The 17,741-nt window shown below is 42.2% G+C and carries 17 protein-coding genes; 10 read left to right on the top strand and 7 right to left on the bottom strand.

What is annotated here, in order from left to right; genetic code table 11:
- The first annotated feature begins 111 nt into the window (after nt 1-111).
- Nucleotides 112-1,005 (top strand): 3-hydroxyacyl-CoA dehydrogenase family protein, encoded by an 894-nt coding sequence (locus tag ACYVAA_RS16015; RefSeq protein ID WP_460543550.1) that lies wholly within the window; start codon nt 112-114, stop codon nt 1,003-1,005.
- Nucleotides 1,006-1,025: 20 nt separating this feature from the next.
- The gene (locus ACYVAA_RS16010; protein WP_460543548.1) at nt 1,026-1,643 is read left to right on the top strand and encodes a deoxynucleoside kinase; all 618 of its coding nucleotides are present in this window, start codon (nt 1,026-1,028) and stop codon (nt 1,641-1,643) included.
- Nucleotides 1,644-1,645: 2 nt separating this feature from the next.
- Here ACYVAA_RS16010 and ACYVAA_RS16005 read toward each other — a convergent pair whose 3' ends face one another.
- On the bottom strand, nt 1,646-2,290 hold the full coding sequence (locus ACYVAA_RS16005; protein WP_460543546.1) for a DUF7255 family protein: 645 nt from the start codon (nt 2,288-2,290) through the stop codon (nt 1,646-1,648).
- Nucleotides 2,291-2,653: 363 nt separating this feature from the next.
- Between ACYVAA_RS16005 and ACYVAA_RS16000 the strand changes: the two genes are divergently transcribed.
- The 3 genes from ACYVAA_RS16000 to ACYVAA_RS15990 all read left to right on the top strand — a co-directional run bounded on the left by ACYVAA_RS16000 (nt 2,654) and on the right by ACYVAA_RS15990 (nt 6,139).
- Nucleotides 2,654-2,986 (top strand): Hpt domain-containing protein, encoded by a 333-nt coding sequence (locus ACYVAA_RS16000; RefSeq protein ID WP_460543544.1) that lies wholly within the window; start codon nt 2,654-2,656, stop codon nt 2,984-2,986.
- Between the two features lie 87 nt (nt 2,987-3,073).
- Nucleotides 3,074-5,425 carry a S9 family peptidase gene (locus ACYVAA_RS15995; protein WP_460543542.1) on the top strand — a complete coding sequence of 784 codons (2,352 nt, stop codon included), beginning with the start codon at nt 3,074-3,076 and terminating at the stop codon, nt 5,423-5,425.
- 171 nt (nt 5,426-5,596) lie between these two features.
- Nucleotides 5,597-6,139 carry an SRPBCC family protein gene (locus ACYVAA_RS15990; protein ID WP_460543540.1) on the top strand — a complete coding sequence of 181 codons (543 nt, stop codon included), beginning with the start codon at nt 5,597-5,599 and terminating at the stop codon, nt 6,137-6,139.
- Between the two features lie 76 nt (nt 6,140-6,215).
- Here ACYVAA_RS15990 and ACYVAA_RS15985 read toward each other — a convergent pair whose 3' ends face one another.
- The 6 genes from ACYVAA_RS15985 to ACYVAA_RS15960 form a co-directional block, all read right to left on the bottom strand.
- Complete coding sequence (locus ACYVAA_RS15985; protein ID WP_460543538.1) at nt 6,216-8,048, bottom strand: OmpA family protein; 1,833 nt, start codon at nt 8,046-8,048, stop codon at nt 6,216-6,218.
- A gap of 2 nt (nt 8,049-8,050) precedes the next feature.
- Nucleotides 8,051-9,022, bottom strand: coding sequence for a deoxyhypusine synthase family protein (locus ACYVAA_RS15980; RefSeq protein WP_460543536.1), 972 nt, complete (start codon nt 9,020-9,022; stop codon nt 8,051-8,053).
- Between the two features lie 175 nt (nt 9,023-9,197).
- Nucleotides 9,198-9,833 (bottom strand): OmpH/Skp family outer membrane protein, encoded by a 636-nt coding sequence (locus ACYVAA_RS15975; protein ID WP_460543534.1) that lies wholly within the window; start codon nt 9,831-9,833, stop codon nt 9,198-9,200.
- A gap of 125 nt (nt 9,834-9,958) precedes the next feature.
- Entirely contained in the window at nt 9,959-10,861 is a 903-nt protein-coding gene (locus ACYVAA_RS15970) for a histone deacetylase family protein (RefSeq protein WP_460543582.1), read from the bottom strand.
- A gap of 70 nt (nt 10,862-10,931) precedes the next feature.
- A complete protein-coding gene (locus ACYVAA_RS15965) occupies nt 10,932-11,495 on the bottom strand; it encodes a hypothetical protein (RefSeq protein ID WP_460543532.1) in 564 nt (187 codons plus the stop codon).
- Nucleotides 11,496-11,688: 193 nt separating this feature from the next.
- Complete coding sequence (locus ACYVAA_RS15960) at nt 11,689-12,060, bottom strand: phage holin family protein (protein WP_460543530.1); 372 nt, start codon at nt 12,058-12,060, stop codon at nt 11,689-11,691.
- Nucleotides 12,061-12,238: 178 nt separating this feature from the next.
- Here ACYVAA_RS15960 and ACYVAA_RS15955 point away from each other — a divergent pair, with 178 nt between their 5' ends.
- From ACYVAA_RS15955 to ACYVAA_RS15935, 5 genes are all read left to right on the top strand, one after another.
- Nucleotides 12,239-12,988: an acyl-CoA desaturase gene (locus tag ACYVAA_RS15955; protein WP_460543528.1), complete on the top strand. Its 750-nt coding sequence runs from the start codon at nt 12,239-12,241 to the stop codon at nt 12,986-12,988.
- A 191-nt stretch (nt 12,989-13,179) separates the two neighbouring features.
- Nucleotides 13,180-13,542: a BlaI/MecI/CopY family transcriptional regulator gene (locus ACYVAA_RS15950; RefSeq protein ID WP_460543526.1), complete on the top strand. Its 363-nt coding sequence runs from the start codon at nt 13,180-13,182 to the stop codon at nt 13,540-13,542.
- 134 nt (nt 13,543-13,676) lie between these two features.
- A complete protein-coding gene (locus tag ACYVAA_RS15945; protein ID WP_460543580.1) occupies nt 13,677-16,037 on the top strand; it encodes a TonB family protein in 2,361 nt (786 codons plus the stop codon).
- Between the two features lie 106 nt (nt 16,038-16,143).
- On the top strand, nt 16,144-16,269 hold the full coding sequence (locus tag ACYVAA_RS15940; RefSeq protein ID WP_460543523.1) for a 30S ribosomal protein THX: 126 nt from the start codon (nt 16,144-16,146) through the stop codon (nt 16,267-16,269).
- A 278-nt stretch (nt 16,270-16,547) separates the two neighbouring features.
- Complete coding sequence (locus ACYVAA_RS15935) at nt 16,548-17,570, top strand: hypothetical protein (protein ID WP_460543521.1); 1,023 nt, start codon at nt 16,548-16,550, stop codon at nt 17,568-17,570.
- Nucleotides 17,571-17,741: the final 171 nt, after the last annotated feature.

Genomic DNA, 17,741 nt, shown 5'->3' with positions numbered 1-17,741 from the left:
TGCTTAATTTCCCGCCTGATGTTGGATAAACAGTCATTAAAATTTAGATTTAGTAAGAAATGGCAGCATTTTATATTTCCTTCTTCAAAGTGAACACTTACCCCAATTTTTATGATAAATGTTTCAGTAATCGGATCAGGTACAATGGGCAACGGCATCGCCCACACATTTGCCCAATATGGACACAGAGTTTCTCTGATCGACCTTAATGACAAAGCCCTTGAAAAAGCCTTAAATACTATTGCCAAAAACCTTGACCGCCAACTGGCCAAGGATAAAATTAGTCCTGAGCAAAAGGAAGAGACCCTATCCAGGATCAAAACCTTCACCGATCTGGAAAAAGGAGTGCAAACGGCCGATTTGGTAGTAGAAGCCGCAACGGAAAAAACCACCTTAAAACTCGAGCTATTTAAACAGCTGGATCAGTATTGCCCCAAAGAAGCCATCCTCGCCTCTAATACATCCTCTATATCCATTACTAAACTAGCGTCCGCCACCGCCAGACCCCATAAAGTCATTGGCATGCATTTCATGAACCCTGTTCCTGTAATGCCATTGATAGAAGTCATTAGGGGCTACAAAACTGCTGACGAAACTTGTTCCCAGATAATGTCACTGTCCAGAGGACTCGAGAAGACCCCAGTAGAAGTAAATGACTATCCCGGCTTTGTGGCCAACAGGATTTTGATGCCCATGATCAATGAAGCCATTTATTCCTTATACGAAGGTGTAGCAGGAGTTCAGGAAATAGATACGGTAATGAAGTTGGGCATGGCCCACCCTATGGGACCGCTTCAATTGGCGGATTTTATAGGACTGGATGTTTGTCTTTCCATCCTAAAAGTACTCCATGAAGGCTTAGGGAACCCGAAATATGCCCCTTGTCCCCTGCTGGTCAATATGGTAGAGGCAGGCAACAGAGGGGTAAAAAGTGGGGAAGGCTTTTACAGGTATGCCTCGGGCAATAAAGACCTGCAGGTTGCTGATCGTTTCAAAAATAAATAAGCCCCCTGAACTGACAGCAAATGCATATCGCCATAACAGGAAATATCGGTAGCGGAAAATCAACTCTTGCGCAGATGCTTGGAAAGCATTTTGGGTGGTACACGCTACTGGAAGATGTGGAAGAAAACCCCTATCTAAAGGACTTTTATAGTGACATGGAAAAATGGTCCTTTCACTTACAAGTGTATTTTCTCGGCAGCAGGTTTAAGCAAATCCAGCAAATCATGGAGCAAAAACGCCCCACCATTCAAGACAGGACCATTTATGAAGACGGACAAATTTTCGCTGCCAACCTCCACCAATCCGGCTTGATGTCCGACAGGGACTATTTCAATTACCAACAGCTTTTTCAATCGATGATGGATTTTATCAAGGCCCCTGATTTATTGGTTTACCTTCAGGCGGACATTCCCAAACTGGTCAATCAAATAGAAAAACGTGCCAGGAGCTATGAATCCCTGATCAATATCCAATACCTCAAAAATTTAAACAACCGGTACGAAGATTGGATATCGGGTTATCAGATGGGGAAAGTCATCACCATCAATGTCAATCAATTGGACTTTGTTGCCAACCCCAAGGATTTTGAGCTGATTGTAAAGAAAATAGAAGCTAAACTGCCCAAGTTATCCCCCTAGGATCAAACCATTTTTCGCTTTAGCCAAGAGACAAGAGCCTTTTGATCATTTTCCTTTGGATTAATCAGCAACTGATCGAGTTTTTTAAGACTTCCGCTGACCATGATATTTTCATACATGGGCAAGCGGATTATTTTATAGCCGTGCAATCGGCTCAAAAGATCGTATTGCGCATCATTATAGGCATTTAGTTTCCATCCTGAAGCTCCGTTTCCACTGAGATCTCCTGCCTCTTCTGCTTTTCCAAAGCAACGCTCGGCAATCGGTGGGCCAAACCAGACTCTTTCCTGCATCCCACTTTTAAGGCATTCTCTTTCAAAAGTCCTGCACAACCTTTTGTAGCTATCCACCCAGCTAAAGGTAAATACCTCATAAATATCAGATTTCAGCGTGTTCAGCCGATATCGGTTAAAATGTACCGCATCATCGTACAGAAAAACAAACCTGTCTATACGAAAATCAAATTTAAGCTTTTCCAGATAGGCAAACTTCCCCATCCCTCCCATCTGTCTATAGAGGTCATTGAACAGTAGTTTTGCCTTATCGTCAAGAAGATGCTCCTTGATTTCTATATGAAAGGTAGTTTCCAGTTCCACCTCCTGATCCTGAAGAACCTGAACGAGGTTATTGACTTTTAAATGATGCACTTTCTTGAAAATTTGTACTTAATGACCGTTTCGGTTATCGGTTTTTGGCTGAGCTTCGCCCTCCATTATACGCTCTTTGAGGTTTCCCTTCGAGCCGGGAAAAGTTGTCCTAGAAGAAATATCCATTCCAATCAACAGTATGATGATTAAAAAAATAATACTGACAATTAGAAATATTTTTTTCTTTGTTTTCATATTGAAATCCTTTTCTTCTATTTTAGGAGTGTGGCGAGGAATCAAAAATAAGGCAAACTTCGCGTTTATGAAAATGGCCGCTGTAAAACCATCAAACAATCAGGTATTGTTTCTATTTTTGTGCTAGCTATTAAACATACATCAACCAATTACTGTTTCATTATTGCCATGTATCAACTCATTAACAAAGATGCCGTTTTTCAATTTTTAGGAGAAGATCCTGATTTTATAAAACCTATTTTGGAAATTGTACTGAACGTCAATCTCAATGAGCTTAAACAACTTGATGCCTTGTATGAAGCGGAAGAGTATGAGGAAGTAAAAATCAAATGTCATAAGGCCAAATCCGCCATGGGATACGTTGGCTCTTCGCACACAAAAAAAATACTCCAAACCATTGAATTAGACGTGATAAATACCTATCCGGAATTAAAGGACGATTTAAAAAAAGATGTCGACCTCCTTGAGGTGGAATTAAAACATTTTTTGGAACATCTATAACTCACCTTTTATATTCTGCCTACCACTTAAATTTTTTGATTTGTTTTAGTAAGAACACTTTTTCATATTCACAAAAAATTTTCGAATATGAAAAAAACACTCTTATTAATTCTTTTGTTTTGGTCAGGACTGACATATGCCCAAAGCAGTTTACTGACCGTTGAAAAAATAATGAGGGATCCCAAATGGATGGGGCACTTTCCCTCCAATGTACATTGGGACGAACAAGGCGAAACCCTGTACTTTGATTATAACCCAGAAAGCAATCCCAAGGACTCCCTTTACAAAATTTCGCTTTCTGAAAGCTCCTCTATTGTCAAGGTAAGTCCAGCTGAAAAGCGCTCCATGGCTCCCAGTTCGGGAAACTACAATAAAGACCGGTCCCTAAAAGTTTTCACCCGCAATGGCACCCTTTGCCTCTATGATCAGCAGGCAAACAAAGTCACTGAATTACTCGAACTAAATGAGCGTATCAGCAATCCGACATTTTTAAACGAGGAGCAAGTCATTGCCTTTGAAATGGCCCATAATATTTACTCTTACCATTTGGAAAAGGGCCTGATCAAGAAACTAACCAATATTCAGACTGGAGAGCAGCCCGGAAGTAAATCAAACCAGGCCTCAGAAAAGGACCAATGGCTCCAAAAAGAAAATAAAGAGCTTCTTCAAGTGGTAAGGGATAGAGAAAAAACAAAGGAACTTTCCAAGTCGTACAGAGAAGCCACTTCCGAAGAGGAAGCCTATATCTTTTATACAGGGAAGAAAAACATCCATAATATCAATATCTCACCCAATGGAAATTACGTAACCTTCAATTTATATACTCCGAGTAAGGAACAAAAAAGGACCTTTGTACCTGACTATACCCACCTATCTGGATACACTACTGAACTGAACACCAGACCGAAAGTGGGCACTTCCCCCAGCAAAGTGGAGATGGTAATATATCACCTTCAGAAGGACACCGCTTATGTTATCAGCACCTCAGAACTACCGGGCATCAAAGACCTTCCAGATTACACCAAAGACTATCCAGATAAAGACTGGAAAAAAGAAGAAAGAGAAGTGATTCCTTCCGGTCCTTACTTTTCTGATGATGGACAAGCCATCATCAATGTCCGTTCAACAGACAACAAAGACAGATGGATAGCCCTTTTGGATGTGGAAACCGGAAAGCTTAAAAGCCTAGACCGTCAGAGAGATGAGGCGTGGATCGCCGGTCCGGGAATAGGTTACAGTTCGGGAGGCGGTACTATGGGCTGGCTACCTGATAACAGACACATTTATTTCCAATCAGAGGAAAGCGGTTATTCCCACCTGTACCTCTATGACATTACATCGGGGACAAAAAAAGCCTTGACACAGGGTAAATTCGAGGTTTTTGAACCTCAGCTTTCTTTGGACAAAAAGTCCTGGTACCTCACCTCCTCTGAAACCCACCCTGGGGAAAGGCATTTCTACAAAATGCCACTAATGGGAGGTAAAATGACCAAGCTCACCCAAATGAGTGGAAATAATAAAGTGGCCTTGTCTCCTGATGAGAAGCACTTGGCCATCCTCCATTCCTCCAGCAATGCACCTTGGGAGCTTTACCTCAAAGAAAACAGCCCTGAAAGTACACCTACCAAATTAACAGGAGGGCAAAGCAATGATTTTAAAGCATATCCATGGAAAGCGCCTGAAATTGTACAATTCAAAGCGGAAGATGGTGAAAAAGTTTATGCCCGTCTTTATGAACCCAAAAAACCCAATGGAGCTGCAGTAATTTTCGTCCATGGAGCGGGGTATCTACAAAATGCCCATAAATGGTGGTCGAGCTATTTCCGAGAATATATGTTCCACAACCTGCTGTCAGATCTGGGATATACGGTATTGGACATTGATTACCGCGGAAGTGCTGGTTATGGCCGTGACTGGCGAACGGGCATTTACCGTCATATGGGGGGGAAAGACCTCTCCGACCAGGTAGATGGTGCCAAGTACCTTATCGATAGCCATGACATTAACCCTGACAAAATAGGCATCTATGGTGGAAGTTATGGAGGCTTTATCACTTTAATGGCCCTCTTCAAAGAAGGAGATCTTTTCAAATCCGGTGCGGCCTTACGATCGGTGACCGATTGGGCACATTATAACCATGGCTACACTTCCAATATTCTCAATGAGCCTGTCAATGACCCTTTGGCCTACAAAAGATCTTCGCCTATTTATTTTGCGGAAGGCTTTAAGGGAAACCTCCTGATAGCCCATGGTATGGTAGATGTCAATGTACATTTTCAAGATGTGGTTCGACTTTCCCAGAGACTGATAGAATTGGGTAAAGACAATTGGGAGATGGCAGTTTACCCGGTAGAAGACCATGGTTTTGTGGAGCCAAGTAGCTGGACAGATGAATACAAACGAATCTTAAAGCTCTTTAACGATACCTTACTGGACTGATTCCCTCCTCGCTTTTTAGTCCCCTTGATCAATTAAGTTATCAAGGGGACCTTTCCAAAATCCTCTTCCACTTTTTTGACAAATTTCAAATATTCCTCTATTTTTATCTTAATTGCCAACATAAATTCTTTCACCCGAACATTTTAATGCCAAAAACCAAAACTTACACCCATGAAAATTCTTAGAGGTATTTTATTTGCGATAATCGGACTCATTGCCATAGCATTGGTTGCTGCCTTATTCATTGATAAAGAATATTCCACGGAAAAAGAGGTTGTAATCAACAAACCTGTGGATGAGGTCTTTGACTTTGTCAAACTACTCAAAAACCAAAACAAATTCTCTGTTTGGATGCAGATGGACCCTAACACCAAGAAAACCTATTCTGGCACTGATGGGCAAGTCGGCGCCATCGCCACCTGGAACAGCACCCATTCGGATGTAGGTAGAGGAGAGCAGGAAATAATTGCCGTAGAAGAAAACCAACGGATTGACTACGAACTTCGTTTCTACGAGCCCTTTGAAGCAACAGACCAGGCCTACATGACCACAGAAGCCCTTTCTGCAAATCAGACCAAAGTGGTGTGGGGATTCAAGGGCAAATCCGATTACCCCATGAACTTGGTGCTTGAATTAATGGGAATGGAAGAAATGCTTGGAGAACAATTACAGGTAGGATTAGACAACCTCAAGTCTCTTATGGAAAATCAGTAAAATAATCCCTAATTAAAACCAAAGAAGGCTGTCCCTGTAAAGTGACAGCCTTCTTTTTTATCCTAGTGAAACAAGTTTAATCAATAATTACCATTTCCACTCTTCTATTTTGTTCTCTTCCCTCTTGGGTGTCATTGCTGGTGATGGGCTTATCTCCTCCAAGCCCTCTTAAACGGATCCGTTCAAAATCAACCCCTTGTTTGACCATATAATCCCTGATGGTTTTCGCCCTTTCCATGGACAACTGCTTGTTCAATTTGGCATTCCCTATATTATCGGTATGGCCTTCTAGGCGAATTTTCAGTGCTGGATGATCCTTTAAGAAACCGACCAGCTGATGAATATAATTCAATGAATTTTCATCAGCCAACTGGGCAGTCCCTTTTGCAAACAGGATCTCGTTCAAAATCAAACTGGTACCGGATTTTGCCGGGGTCAGTAACACAAGACTGTTGTTTGCTCTGAATGCTGAAACCGTCAGCGTCTCTGGCAGGTAGTTCGTGGAGGAAACCACCACTTTAACAGTGCCTTCCCTTAAATTTAGCTTATTTTGACCGCTTAACCCTGTCTCAGTGCCCAGTCCTGTCCCCTCGGAATTTTGGAAACTGACTTTATAGGGGATCTCTGCTTTTGAATGGATATCCAATACATTGACGGATATAGATTCATTTTCTAAGATCGCAGCCTCAGTCTTTTCCGGCACCTCTGCCTCCACCATTTCCTTTTTGATTTCCTTAGGCTCTGACCTTTCCGGTTCCGTGGCTTCTACCTCCTCGGCCGGAATTTCAGCCTTGCTTTCTTCCTGCAACGCTTCACCGGAAACGGGGGCTGCTTCTACCAACTCTTCTTCCACCACTTGGGTAGCCGTCACTTTCTCTTGGGTGGTTTCGTTGACGCTTTCGGACTGAATGCCCCTGGACACGGTGCTCACCTTTGTGGGTTCAGATGCTCTTACAGGAAGAGATGAAGCCAAAAAACGGTTTTCACTGGATATAGGCGGTTCTTCCAGCACTATTTCCTCTTTCCTTCTCATTAAGATATCCCCATATCCCTCACTGTCCTGGGTGGTGGTGACAAAAGCCGTGTAAGGACTATTAGGATCAATAAAATAGGACAGTTCTACCCCTCTGGAATTAACATCATCATTTAACCTTTTAGGAGCCGTCCATCTTTCCCAGCTATCATCTAGTCTTTGGGAATAAAAAATATCCCTTCCTTCACCAGTACCATGCCCATTGGCAGAAAAGTACAATACCTGTTTGTCAATAGAAAGAAAGGGCGTCATTTCCTGTTCAAAGGAATTGACCACCGGCCCTATATTTTTGGGTACGGACCATCTTCTTCCGGACTGCCTAAAACTTACATAAATGTCCTCGTTTCCGTAGGAGCCGTAAGAGTTCATGGACATCACCAGAATTTCCCCAGAAGGATGGAGCCGGGCACTAAAACTTTTCCCATTGTTTTTAAAACTTCCAAAATCCAACTGATGCTCGTATTGCCAGTCCGTCTCCCCGGTCCTTCTGTATTGATGGATTCCATGCGTTTTTTTTTTCCCGTCATGGTAGACCAAGGCCGTATTATCATCTGGAAACCCGATCAACAAATCGTATCCAGTGGTACTAAGGCTAGCAACTGGCTTTGCCTCTTGCCACTGGTTGAATTCATTTTTCTTACTGTACCACACATCCCCGAAATCCTTGCTTCCACCAGTATTTCCTGGGTGGAAAGCCACACTCAAAAAGAGTTCCTCTTTGGAGGAAATAACGGGCTGCTGTTCGTCGTAAGGGGTATTTACTTGTTTCAACGCATACATACCCTGTCCGAGCGCTGGTGATAAAGCACAAAAAGCAAGCGCTTTCACCGCGCTTGCTTTTAGAATAGTTGATTTTAGTTGTTCTGTTAACTTCATTGTCACTGATCTAATACAATCGCGAATACTAATGGCGCAACAATGGTCGCATCAGATTCGATGATGTATTTAGGCGTGTCGATTCCAAGCTTGCCCCAGGTAATCTTCTCGTTTGGTACTGCTCCGGAATAGGAGCCATAAGAGGTGGTGGAGTCGGATATCTGACAAAAATATCCCCACAAAGGCACCCCGTCACGCTGAAGATCCTGATGTAGCATCGGTACCACACAGATTGGGAAGTCCCCTGCTATCCCCCCTCCTATTTGGAAAAACCCAACAGTACTTTCTGGGATTGCATTCTCTGTATACCAATCAGCCAAATACATCATGTACTGAATACCACTCTTTACAGTGTGGACATTTTTCACATCTCCTGTGATACAATGCCCCGCGTACATGTTGCCTAAGGTTGAATCTTCCCATCCCGGTACGATGATAGGAAGATTTTTCTTGGCCGCCTCAAGCAGCCAACTGTTTTTAGGGTCTATCTGATAGTGCTTCTCCAGTTTGCCGGAAAGCAGGATTTTATAGAAAAACTCATGTGGAAAGTAGCTTTCGCCGGCTTTATCAGCCCTTTCCCACTCCTCAAGAATCACATCTTCTATCCTCCTCATGGCTTCCATTTCTGGAATACAGGTATCAGTTACCCTGTTCATATGTCTCTCTAGCAAATCCTGTTCCTCTTCTGGAGAAAGCTGCCGATAATGTGGAACTCTTTCGTAATAATCATGGGCCACCAGGTTAAAAACATCCTCTTCGAGGTTGGCTCCGGTACAGGTAATGATTTGGACTTTGTCCTGTCTGATCATTTCTGCCAGAGAGATCCCCAGCTCTGCAGTGGACATGGCTCCCGCCAGGGTCACCATCATTTTGCCGTTATTGTCCAAATGGGCCTTGTAGCCTTCGGCCGCATCGATAAGAGCGGCTGCGTTAAAATGCCTAAAATTGTGTTTAAGAAAGTCTGTTATTTTCATCCAGCACGGTGTTTAAATAGTTTAATCCCAAATTAGGCATTGAAATTATCCCCATGATTAGTAGTGGGATGATCCCGATGCGCTTTTTCGGGTTTAAAAATACTCATATTATCTGACACAAAAAAAGCCCGGAAATCCGGGCCTTTTTCCAAATCTTATTGGTGTATCCAATAGTTTATTTCTTCTCAGCTGCCTTTTCTTCTGAGGATGCCCCTTCAGAAGAAGGTTTGTACTTTTCGTTCAGTCCAGCTGTCACCTCTACGGTTACATCTAGCCCGTCGTTCGCATACCATACTCCTCCTCCTCGCGTGTAGGAAAGAATCATTTCCAGATCATTTTCAGCCGCATAGCTTTTCAAATATTCCTGAATCTTATCGTACACTTCATTATAAAGATTCGCCTCGTCGGCTGATAGTTCCTTCATCAGGTTATCCCGGTAAGTCATCAGGTTTTGCTCTTTTTTCATCAGGTCCTCCTGCTTGGCCCTGGACTGATTCGGGGTCATATTTTGAGCTGATTGCTGAAAATTGCTCACTTCACTTTCAAAGCCCTTGGCCCTATTGGAAAGTTCACTTTCAAACCTTTTGCCCTTTTCAGAGATTTCAGCTGATTTATCTTTAAAATACTGATAATTGTTGATGACACTATCGGTATTGATATATGCTATTTTCAAGTCGCTTTTGCTGCTACTGCTTTCACTACTGGAGCTTCCTTCAGCGGCGGTTTGAGATGAGGTCCCATTATCATTACATCCAGCCAACAAGGCTCCTGCAATTCCTAAAATTCCTAGTGCTTTACTGATTTTTCTCACGTCTATTGTTTATTAATTCAACTTGTCGCAAATATAAACAAAGTTCTCATTCTACAAATTGAATTTGATGTTGATCGCGCTTTTATAAAAGAAAGTTTAACCCTGGCCTAATCGTTTGTTCATGCTCAAAAAAAGATTTCCTGCGCCAGGCGATAGGTATTGGCGTGAGCCTCAACAATATGGCTGATTCTCTCCGAATACCCTCCTCCCATACAGCACATGATGGGGATTTTATGCCTAAAAGCAGCTTGTAATACCCTATTGTCTCTTTCTTTGCAACCTGTAATACTCATCCCCAACCTTCCCAACTTGTCTGTTGCCAGCACATCCACACCGGATTGAAAGATAATAAAGTCCGGCGCTACCTTTTCCAACAAGGGTTCCAAATGATCGGAAAGAACTTTCAGATAAGCGCTATCCCCTAGTTTATCGGGCAATGGAACATCCAAGTCGGATTTTTCTTTGTGCATGGGATAATTGGAGGCACCGTGCATACTGAAAGTGAAAACCTCTGCCACCTCCTTGAAAATCTCGGCGGTGCCGTTTCCTTGATGAACATCCAGGTCTATCACCAAAATCTTTTTGGCCAGGTTGTTTTCCAAAAGGTAATTGGCCGAAATGGCGATATCATTCAACAGGCAAAATCCCTCTCCTCTATCTGAAAACGCATGGTGCGTCCCTCCCGCTATATTCATCCCAACACCATATTCCAGGGCAAAAAGACAGGCCTGTACCGATCCCTGCATGATATGGATTTCTCTTTCCACCAGAGATGAACTCAAAGGAAAGCCGGTTTTCCTGACTTCGGACTTTGACAATGTCAGCCCTTTAAGTTTCTCAAAATAACCGGGCTTATGTGTATTGAGTATCCACCTTTCCCCCAAGGCTCCTGGCTCAAAAAGATTATCCTTGGTAATAGTTCCTTCGTAGAGCAACTGTTCCGGAAGCAGTGTATACTTTTCCATGGGAAACCTGTGACCTTCTGGAAGTGGGTGGGCGTATTTGGCAGACCAGGCAATTTTTAACATCATTGGCAAAATAAAACCGTTTGTTTTCTTCCAACAAACGGTTCTGCAAAATAGTTATGTTTTCAGTGCTTTATTCTTCCACATCCTCATCTTCCGACTGGAAAGCGTAGAAGGTGTCGTCCAGGACTATGGTATCATCATTGAACTCCTTGATAAATTTCTCTATGACCTTATCATCGACATGGTCAATGTTCAGGGCCACATCCAAACCGATACCAAAGTCATGATTGGTATCCAAATCTATAAATTCCTGTACTTTTACATGCTCCTCCTCCTCGATTTCCATGATGATCTCCGTCATAAACCATCCGATCTCTTCTTCATCGCTGTTCAGCGGCTTGAGATTGCCGTTTTCGTCCTCCTCATAGTGAATCCCCTTAAAATTAGGGAATTTTTTGGCGGCTTTATGCTCGGCCAATTCATATACTTCACTGGAATGATGAAGCCTGAGGGTATATAGGGCCGCATCATAGATCACATCCTTTCCTTCATATTTGCCGATAAAATAGAAATTGGCAAATTCATCACTGTCCCCATCTGAAGGGATGGTTTTAAATGACTTACCGGAAGCTTTCAACTCTGCTTTCAGGGCGCCTATGGTTTCGGGTTTGAACCCATCATTCTTGTATTGCATATTTATATATAAAGGGTGTATTAAATGACTTATCTATTCGATAAACAAAGCGGGGTTTGGTAGAGATTAAGAAACAGTCACAGTCAATATGTAACCACCTTTATTCTGAATCAAATTACAATTATTTGACAGAAAAAAAAATGATTACTCCCAAAAAACAGCCTTCACGAACTGTTCTATATCCACAGCCCTTCTACCGGTTATTTTCGAACAAAGAAACGCCAAAAACGGCATTTATTATAGACAATATCAAACTAAAAAACAGCGCCCACCAAAACCCGTTCACCTCAAATCCCGGCACTATTCCGGCTGCTAGCATGATAATCAGCGCATTAATTACCAAAAGGAACAATCCCAAGGTAAAGACCGTGATGGGTATGGTCAATATGACCAGAATCGGCTTTATCGTAAAATTCAGCAAACTGATTACTGCTGCTATCACGATGGCTATCCAAAAACTCTCCACTTTGACTCCCGGCAGTAAATAACTTGTGATAATTACGGCCAGACCTGCCACGACCAACTGAATAAGTATATTTCCAAATCCAGTACCTGACTTGCTCATTAGAATTTTAAAATTTGGTTAAACAACATCAACCGTCAATCGGTCAAAAAAGCGCATTGCGACAGGAATATAACCGAAAAACATGAAAAAAATCATATTATTCAAAAAATATCAATAACACACTTACATTTTCTACCCTAAGAAATTATCTTTGTAATCTTAATTAAATCTAAATTACGTGATATTAATAGTATTCTTCCTTCTGCATTGGTACTTCTCTTTGTTTTGCCAAAGTTTCTTTCTGCATAGATATGCCGCACACCAGATGTTCGTCATGAACAAATTTTGGGAAAGGTTCTTTTATTTCTTCACTTGGATTTGCCAAGGAAGTTCTTACCTCTCCCCACGTGCATACGCCATATTACATAGAATGCACCATGCCTACAGTGACACCCCTAAGGATCCTCACAGTCCCCATCATACAGAGAACCTGTTTACCATGATGTGGAAAACAAAAAATATTTATAACGACTATTTCTCCTTCCACCTAAAGCCGGAAGAAAGGTTCTCCAAGGATGTACCTGACTGGAATAAATTTGACCGAATGGCGGATAATATGTCCGTCCGTGTTGCATGGGGATTGATATATGTTGCCATTTACGTATTGAGCATCAGTGTATTTGAACTTTCAGGCACCCACTGGTGGATGTATTTCTTGTTGCCCATCCACTTCCTTATGGGACCTGTTCATGGTGCCATCGTGAATTGGAGTGGACATAAATACGGCTATGCAAACTTTGACAACAATGACCAGTCCAAAAACAGCCTACTATTGGATGTGCTAATGTTGGGAGAATTGTTCCAGAACAATCACCATAAGTTACCGAACAGACCGAACTTTGCGGTGAAATGGTATGAGTTTGATCCTACCTATCCTATTGTCAAACTGTTGCACTTTACGAAAATCATCAAACTGAGGACAGCATAACATTTAAAGAGCCGCTTTTGAAAGCGGTTTTTTTATTACCTACACAAACTAATTATTTAATTTAAACTACTTAAATAGTTTTAAAACTATCTTTTTATCATTAAATTTATCCTGCCAACAGGAAGATCATCATTCCCTCTTGTTATTTACAAACTAAATGCTTAAGTTAACAAAAAAACCAGATAAATAAGATGAGAGAGTTAACCAGAGCTGAAGAGCAAGTCATGCAAATTTTGTGGGATATCGAGAAAGGATTTGTCAAAGATATCTTGGTCAAAATGTCCGAACCCAAACCGGCCTACAATACCGTGTCCACAATCATTCGGATCCTGGAAAGAAAAGGCTTTGTCAAACATAAAGCCTATGGTAAGTCGCACGAATACTTCCCCATCGTCTCCAAGGATCAATACAGAAGTTTTTCCATCAAAAACCTATTGTCAGGATATTTCGGAGGCTCCTTCTCCAAACTGGCCTCGTTCTTTGCCAAGGATGAAAACATTGACATTAAGGAGTTTGAAAAATTATTGAACGAAGTAAAGAATGATGTAAAGTAAATCGAATGGTACATTTGGTCAACTATATTTGGCAGAGTTCCTTCTGCCTGTTATTTTTTTTCGGGATCTATTGGTGCTTCCTGAGAGGGGAAAAAGTATTTAACTTCACCAGAATATTTCTTTTAGTCACACCGGTGTTGGCTTTATGTTTTCCTTTAATTGAAATACCCGTTGGGTTTTCCAAACCCTCTATCTCTTTAGAAAACACGGCATTTCTACAGGCATTGGCTGCGCAGCAGCATCAGGACGATATCGTCGGCACCTTTGGGCTTCCCGAAGTGACAGTGACGAGCACCAAACTCCCCATCCTGTTAGAATGGAAAGATTACCTGTTTATAGCATATTTATTGGTCGCCCTGCTATTGACGGGTAGGCTTTTATGGCAGTTCCTACAACTCAGGTTTCTTAAGGAGAAAGGCTGGTATCAGACAGTCTACAGACTGAAAGGCAACTATTTCCTGATACCAACTTTTGGCCTTGCTCCTGTGTTTTCTTTCTTTGATAAATTGTTTTGGGACGACACCCAAAATTTAACCCCCAATGAGCGGGAGCAGATCATCAAACATGAAGTGGAACATATCAAACAAGGGCACTCATGGGATATGCTTTATTATCAGGCGCTCAGCATTCTGTTCTGGTTTAACCCAGGCATTCACTTGATGCGCAGCGCACTTATAGATACCCACGAATTTTCGGCAGATGACAATGTAATCAGTCAAACACTAAATAGAGAAAATTATTCACAGTTAATCGTCAAAATAGCATTTAAGGGAATGGATCTTCCTATTGGCAACCATTTTATTAGATCTTCTACCTTAAAAAGAATTATGATGATGAAAAAGACCAAAAAGATCAATTGGTTTAAACTATTGCTGGTCCCACCTCTTTCGGTAATGCTACTGGGCTTGGTGTCTTTAAAAACCATTAACCCAGCGCAGTTTTTAGGAGAGAGAAATTCCATTAACCTCTCCCAAATAGAAACCCAGATCAAACAGGCCCAGGACTCTATCAATGTAAACACCAAAGTCTATCGTATCGAATCCCCCAAACATGCCGAGTACGTCAGTGCCCTGAAAAACGGAACCCTAAGGGCCCAAATAGGGAACCTGCAGTACGAAATAGGTAATATTTCCAACTTATCCGAGTACAGACAAGTACTGGAAATGATCGAAATCTTTAAAGGCCATTCTGATTTCGACAAGAAGTACCAGACGCCCGATTTAGTCTCATCACCCGAGGTCATGCCCCTGCCTGTAGGAGGAAAAGGAGCATGGTTTGCGGCGCTCAACCAAAACCTCAGCCTTTCCGAGGATGCAAAAAAACTGGGCACTAATGGCACGGTCTATATCCAACTGGTGGTTACCTCGAAAGGAGAATTCAAGGAACCTACCATATTAAGGTCCTTAGGTGCCGGACTGGATGACATTGCCCTCAAAGCCCTTTCCGCTGAAAACCTCCCCAAATGGAATCCGGCTAAGGTAGATAACCTGCCCGTAAACAGCTTGGTGATCATCCCGGTCAGGTTCCAAAACGATGCGGTAACCCAAATTGAACCTGAACTTTTCACGGCAAACAAAACCTCAAAACAAGCAATCAGCCCCTTTATCAACCCCGAAGGGGTATATGATATAGTAGAACAAATGCCCAAGCCCAAGGGAGGCATTTCTGAATTCAACCGGTACTTGTCCAAAAACCTAATCTACCCACAAGCGGCTAGGGAAAAGCAAATTCAGGGGACAGTGTTTGCGAGCTTTGTAGTGGATGAAAAAGGCCATATTACCCAAGCAAGTATCCTAAGGGGAATAGGTGGTAATGTAGACGAAGAAGCCTTGAGAGTGCTCAACGAAGCTCCGGCTTGGAACCCCGGTATGCAAGACGGCGAACCTGTAGCGGTAAAGATGCTAATCCCCTTCCGATTCAAAATAGCCGGCACTGACTCGCCAGGAAAAATCAACTTCCCAGAAGCCCCCAATATGCTGGGCGAAACGGTCATCGTAGCCTATGGAAGTCAGGCCAAAAAGAAGCGGCCTTTATCCGAAACCAATCCAAACATAAAAGTTGCTCCAATAGCAAGCGATAAACCAGATCCAATGTTTATCATCAATGGGGAGGAACATGATCTGGGACAGATTAGCCCTAAGGACATTGAAAACATTCAGGTACTGAAGCGTAAAAGCGCAACGGAAAAATACGGGGTAAAGGGCAAAAACGGTGTAGTGGAAATCACCTTGAAAGAAGGTGTGGCGCTTCCCAAAAAGTCAGGTAAACAACCTGCAAGCGACGCGCTAAAAAGTACTTTGGAATTGCCTGCACTGGCCAAGGGAAAGGAGCCCTTGTATATAGTGGATGGTGTCATAACCAAAGGCTCCCATCTAAAAAATGCCTATGGTCCTGAAAACATAAAATCCATTACGGTACTGAAAGAAGGGAATGCCACTGACCTCTACGGGAGTGCGGCCCAGAACGGTGCGATTTTAATTAGCACAATAAAATAAAAATTCGTCCCGCTTCTTCTTCCTGTTGGTTTGGCCATGTCTTTAGGCTATATTAACTTAGTGTTAAGGTAAAATAATTTCTAAAACCAAAAACTTAAAAATCAACATGGGAAAAGGAGATATTAAAACCAAAAAGGGAAAAATCAACCGTGGTACATTTGGCGCCAGCAGGCCGCACAAAAAGCAGAACAAAGATTCCAAAAAGGAAAAAATGAATTCGAAGTCGGCGTAAATACCCACCGAAACACATAAGCTAAAGCCAGGGATTTTTTTCCTGGCTTTATTTTTTTCAAAAACACCTTCCTTATTATTTTAAACTGCCCCTTGGAATTGGCTTGAAGCCTTCCTTAGTTTCATGCACATTTTCACCACCTTCATCACCGTTTTAGCAAATTTCATTTTTATACAAGCCTAAAACCTTACAATCAAGCCTTTACACCAGTTACACAGCAATCCGATAGCAAATAGGTCCTCGTATATTCTTTTCATAAATCAACTAACAACAGTCCTATGAAAACACAGACAAAAACACTTCTCCGAGCGGTCTTTGCTCTACTAATCGGCTTTGGCCTTTTATCCTGCAACAATGACGATATGGAAATGACCAACAAGAACAAAGCTTCCCTGTTTGTCTCCAGTAATACCAGCGGGATGATTACCGTAATGGATTTTTCTGACCCAGACGCTATTGCTACCAGCTCTACTGCTTCCGCAGGAACAGATGCAGATGGCATTTACTATGAGCATGAAAATGATGAAATCGTTCAATTGGTGCGCTCTAATAATTCCCTAAATGTCTATGGAAATGTAATGGCCTCCATGATGAATCCGCGGATTTCCATTTCACTTGACCTCAACACTTCCGCAGGCTTTTCCAGTGGCAGAGAGATCGCCGTGATGAATGACAGGGTTGTGGTAGCGGAATCTCCTGCCGAGAGCAATGGTAACCAGAGCAGTTTATATGTCTATCAAAGAGTTGCATCAGGCTTTACCTTGATGAATACCTATCGGGTTGATTTTGCCCTTTGGGGTATCCATTTAGAGGGAAACACCCTTTACGCCATTGTGGATAAGGACAGTGATCTAGCAGTATTCAACAACTTTTTCGCCAACGGCGATGGCATGATCTCTCCTGACAAACGGGTGACCATTGAAGGGCTGGTCAGAACACATGGGCTTACCTATTCCATGGAAGATGATCTGATGGTTTTGACAGATATCGGCGATGCCGCTTCAGATAGCGATGGTGCCATAACCATCATTCCTGATTTTAGCAGCACCCTATCCAGTACTGCAAATGGAGGAACCATTGCATTAAGTCAGCAGGCCAGAATCGAAGGAAACAATACCTTTTTGGGAAACCCTGTTGATGTTGCTTACAGCGCAAGTTCAGGAATGGTATTCGTGGCAGAAAGAGCCAATGGAGGGGGAAAAATATTGGTTTTTGATTACTTCTCTGTCAACGGCAACCCCTCTCCATTCTTCAGTCAAAATGTAGCCGGCGCATCTGCCGTATATTATTACGAGGACTAAGTTATTACCCATGATTATAACTTTTTTTAGCCAACCGATTGACAGATAGTCAATCGGTTTTTATTTTGCTTTAAGTCAAACCGTGTAGCTAAATCCTTCGAATCCTTTCATTTTTTATCGTAGAACTTAAAGTATAGAAGCTACAACAAGGCAAAAACAGCCTTAAAAAAA

The sequence above is a fragment of the Echinicola sediminis genome (assembly GCF_054777495.1).
Note: the sequence above shows the minus strand (reverse complement) of the source record. Positions and strands in the feature narration are given on the sequence as shown.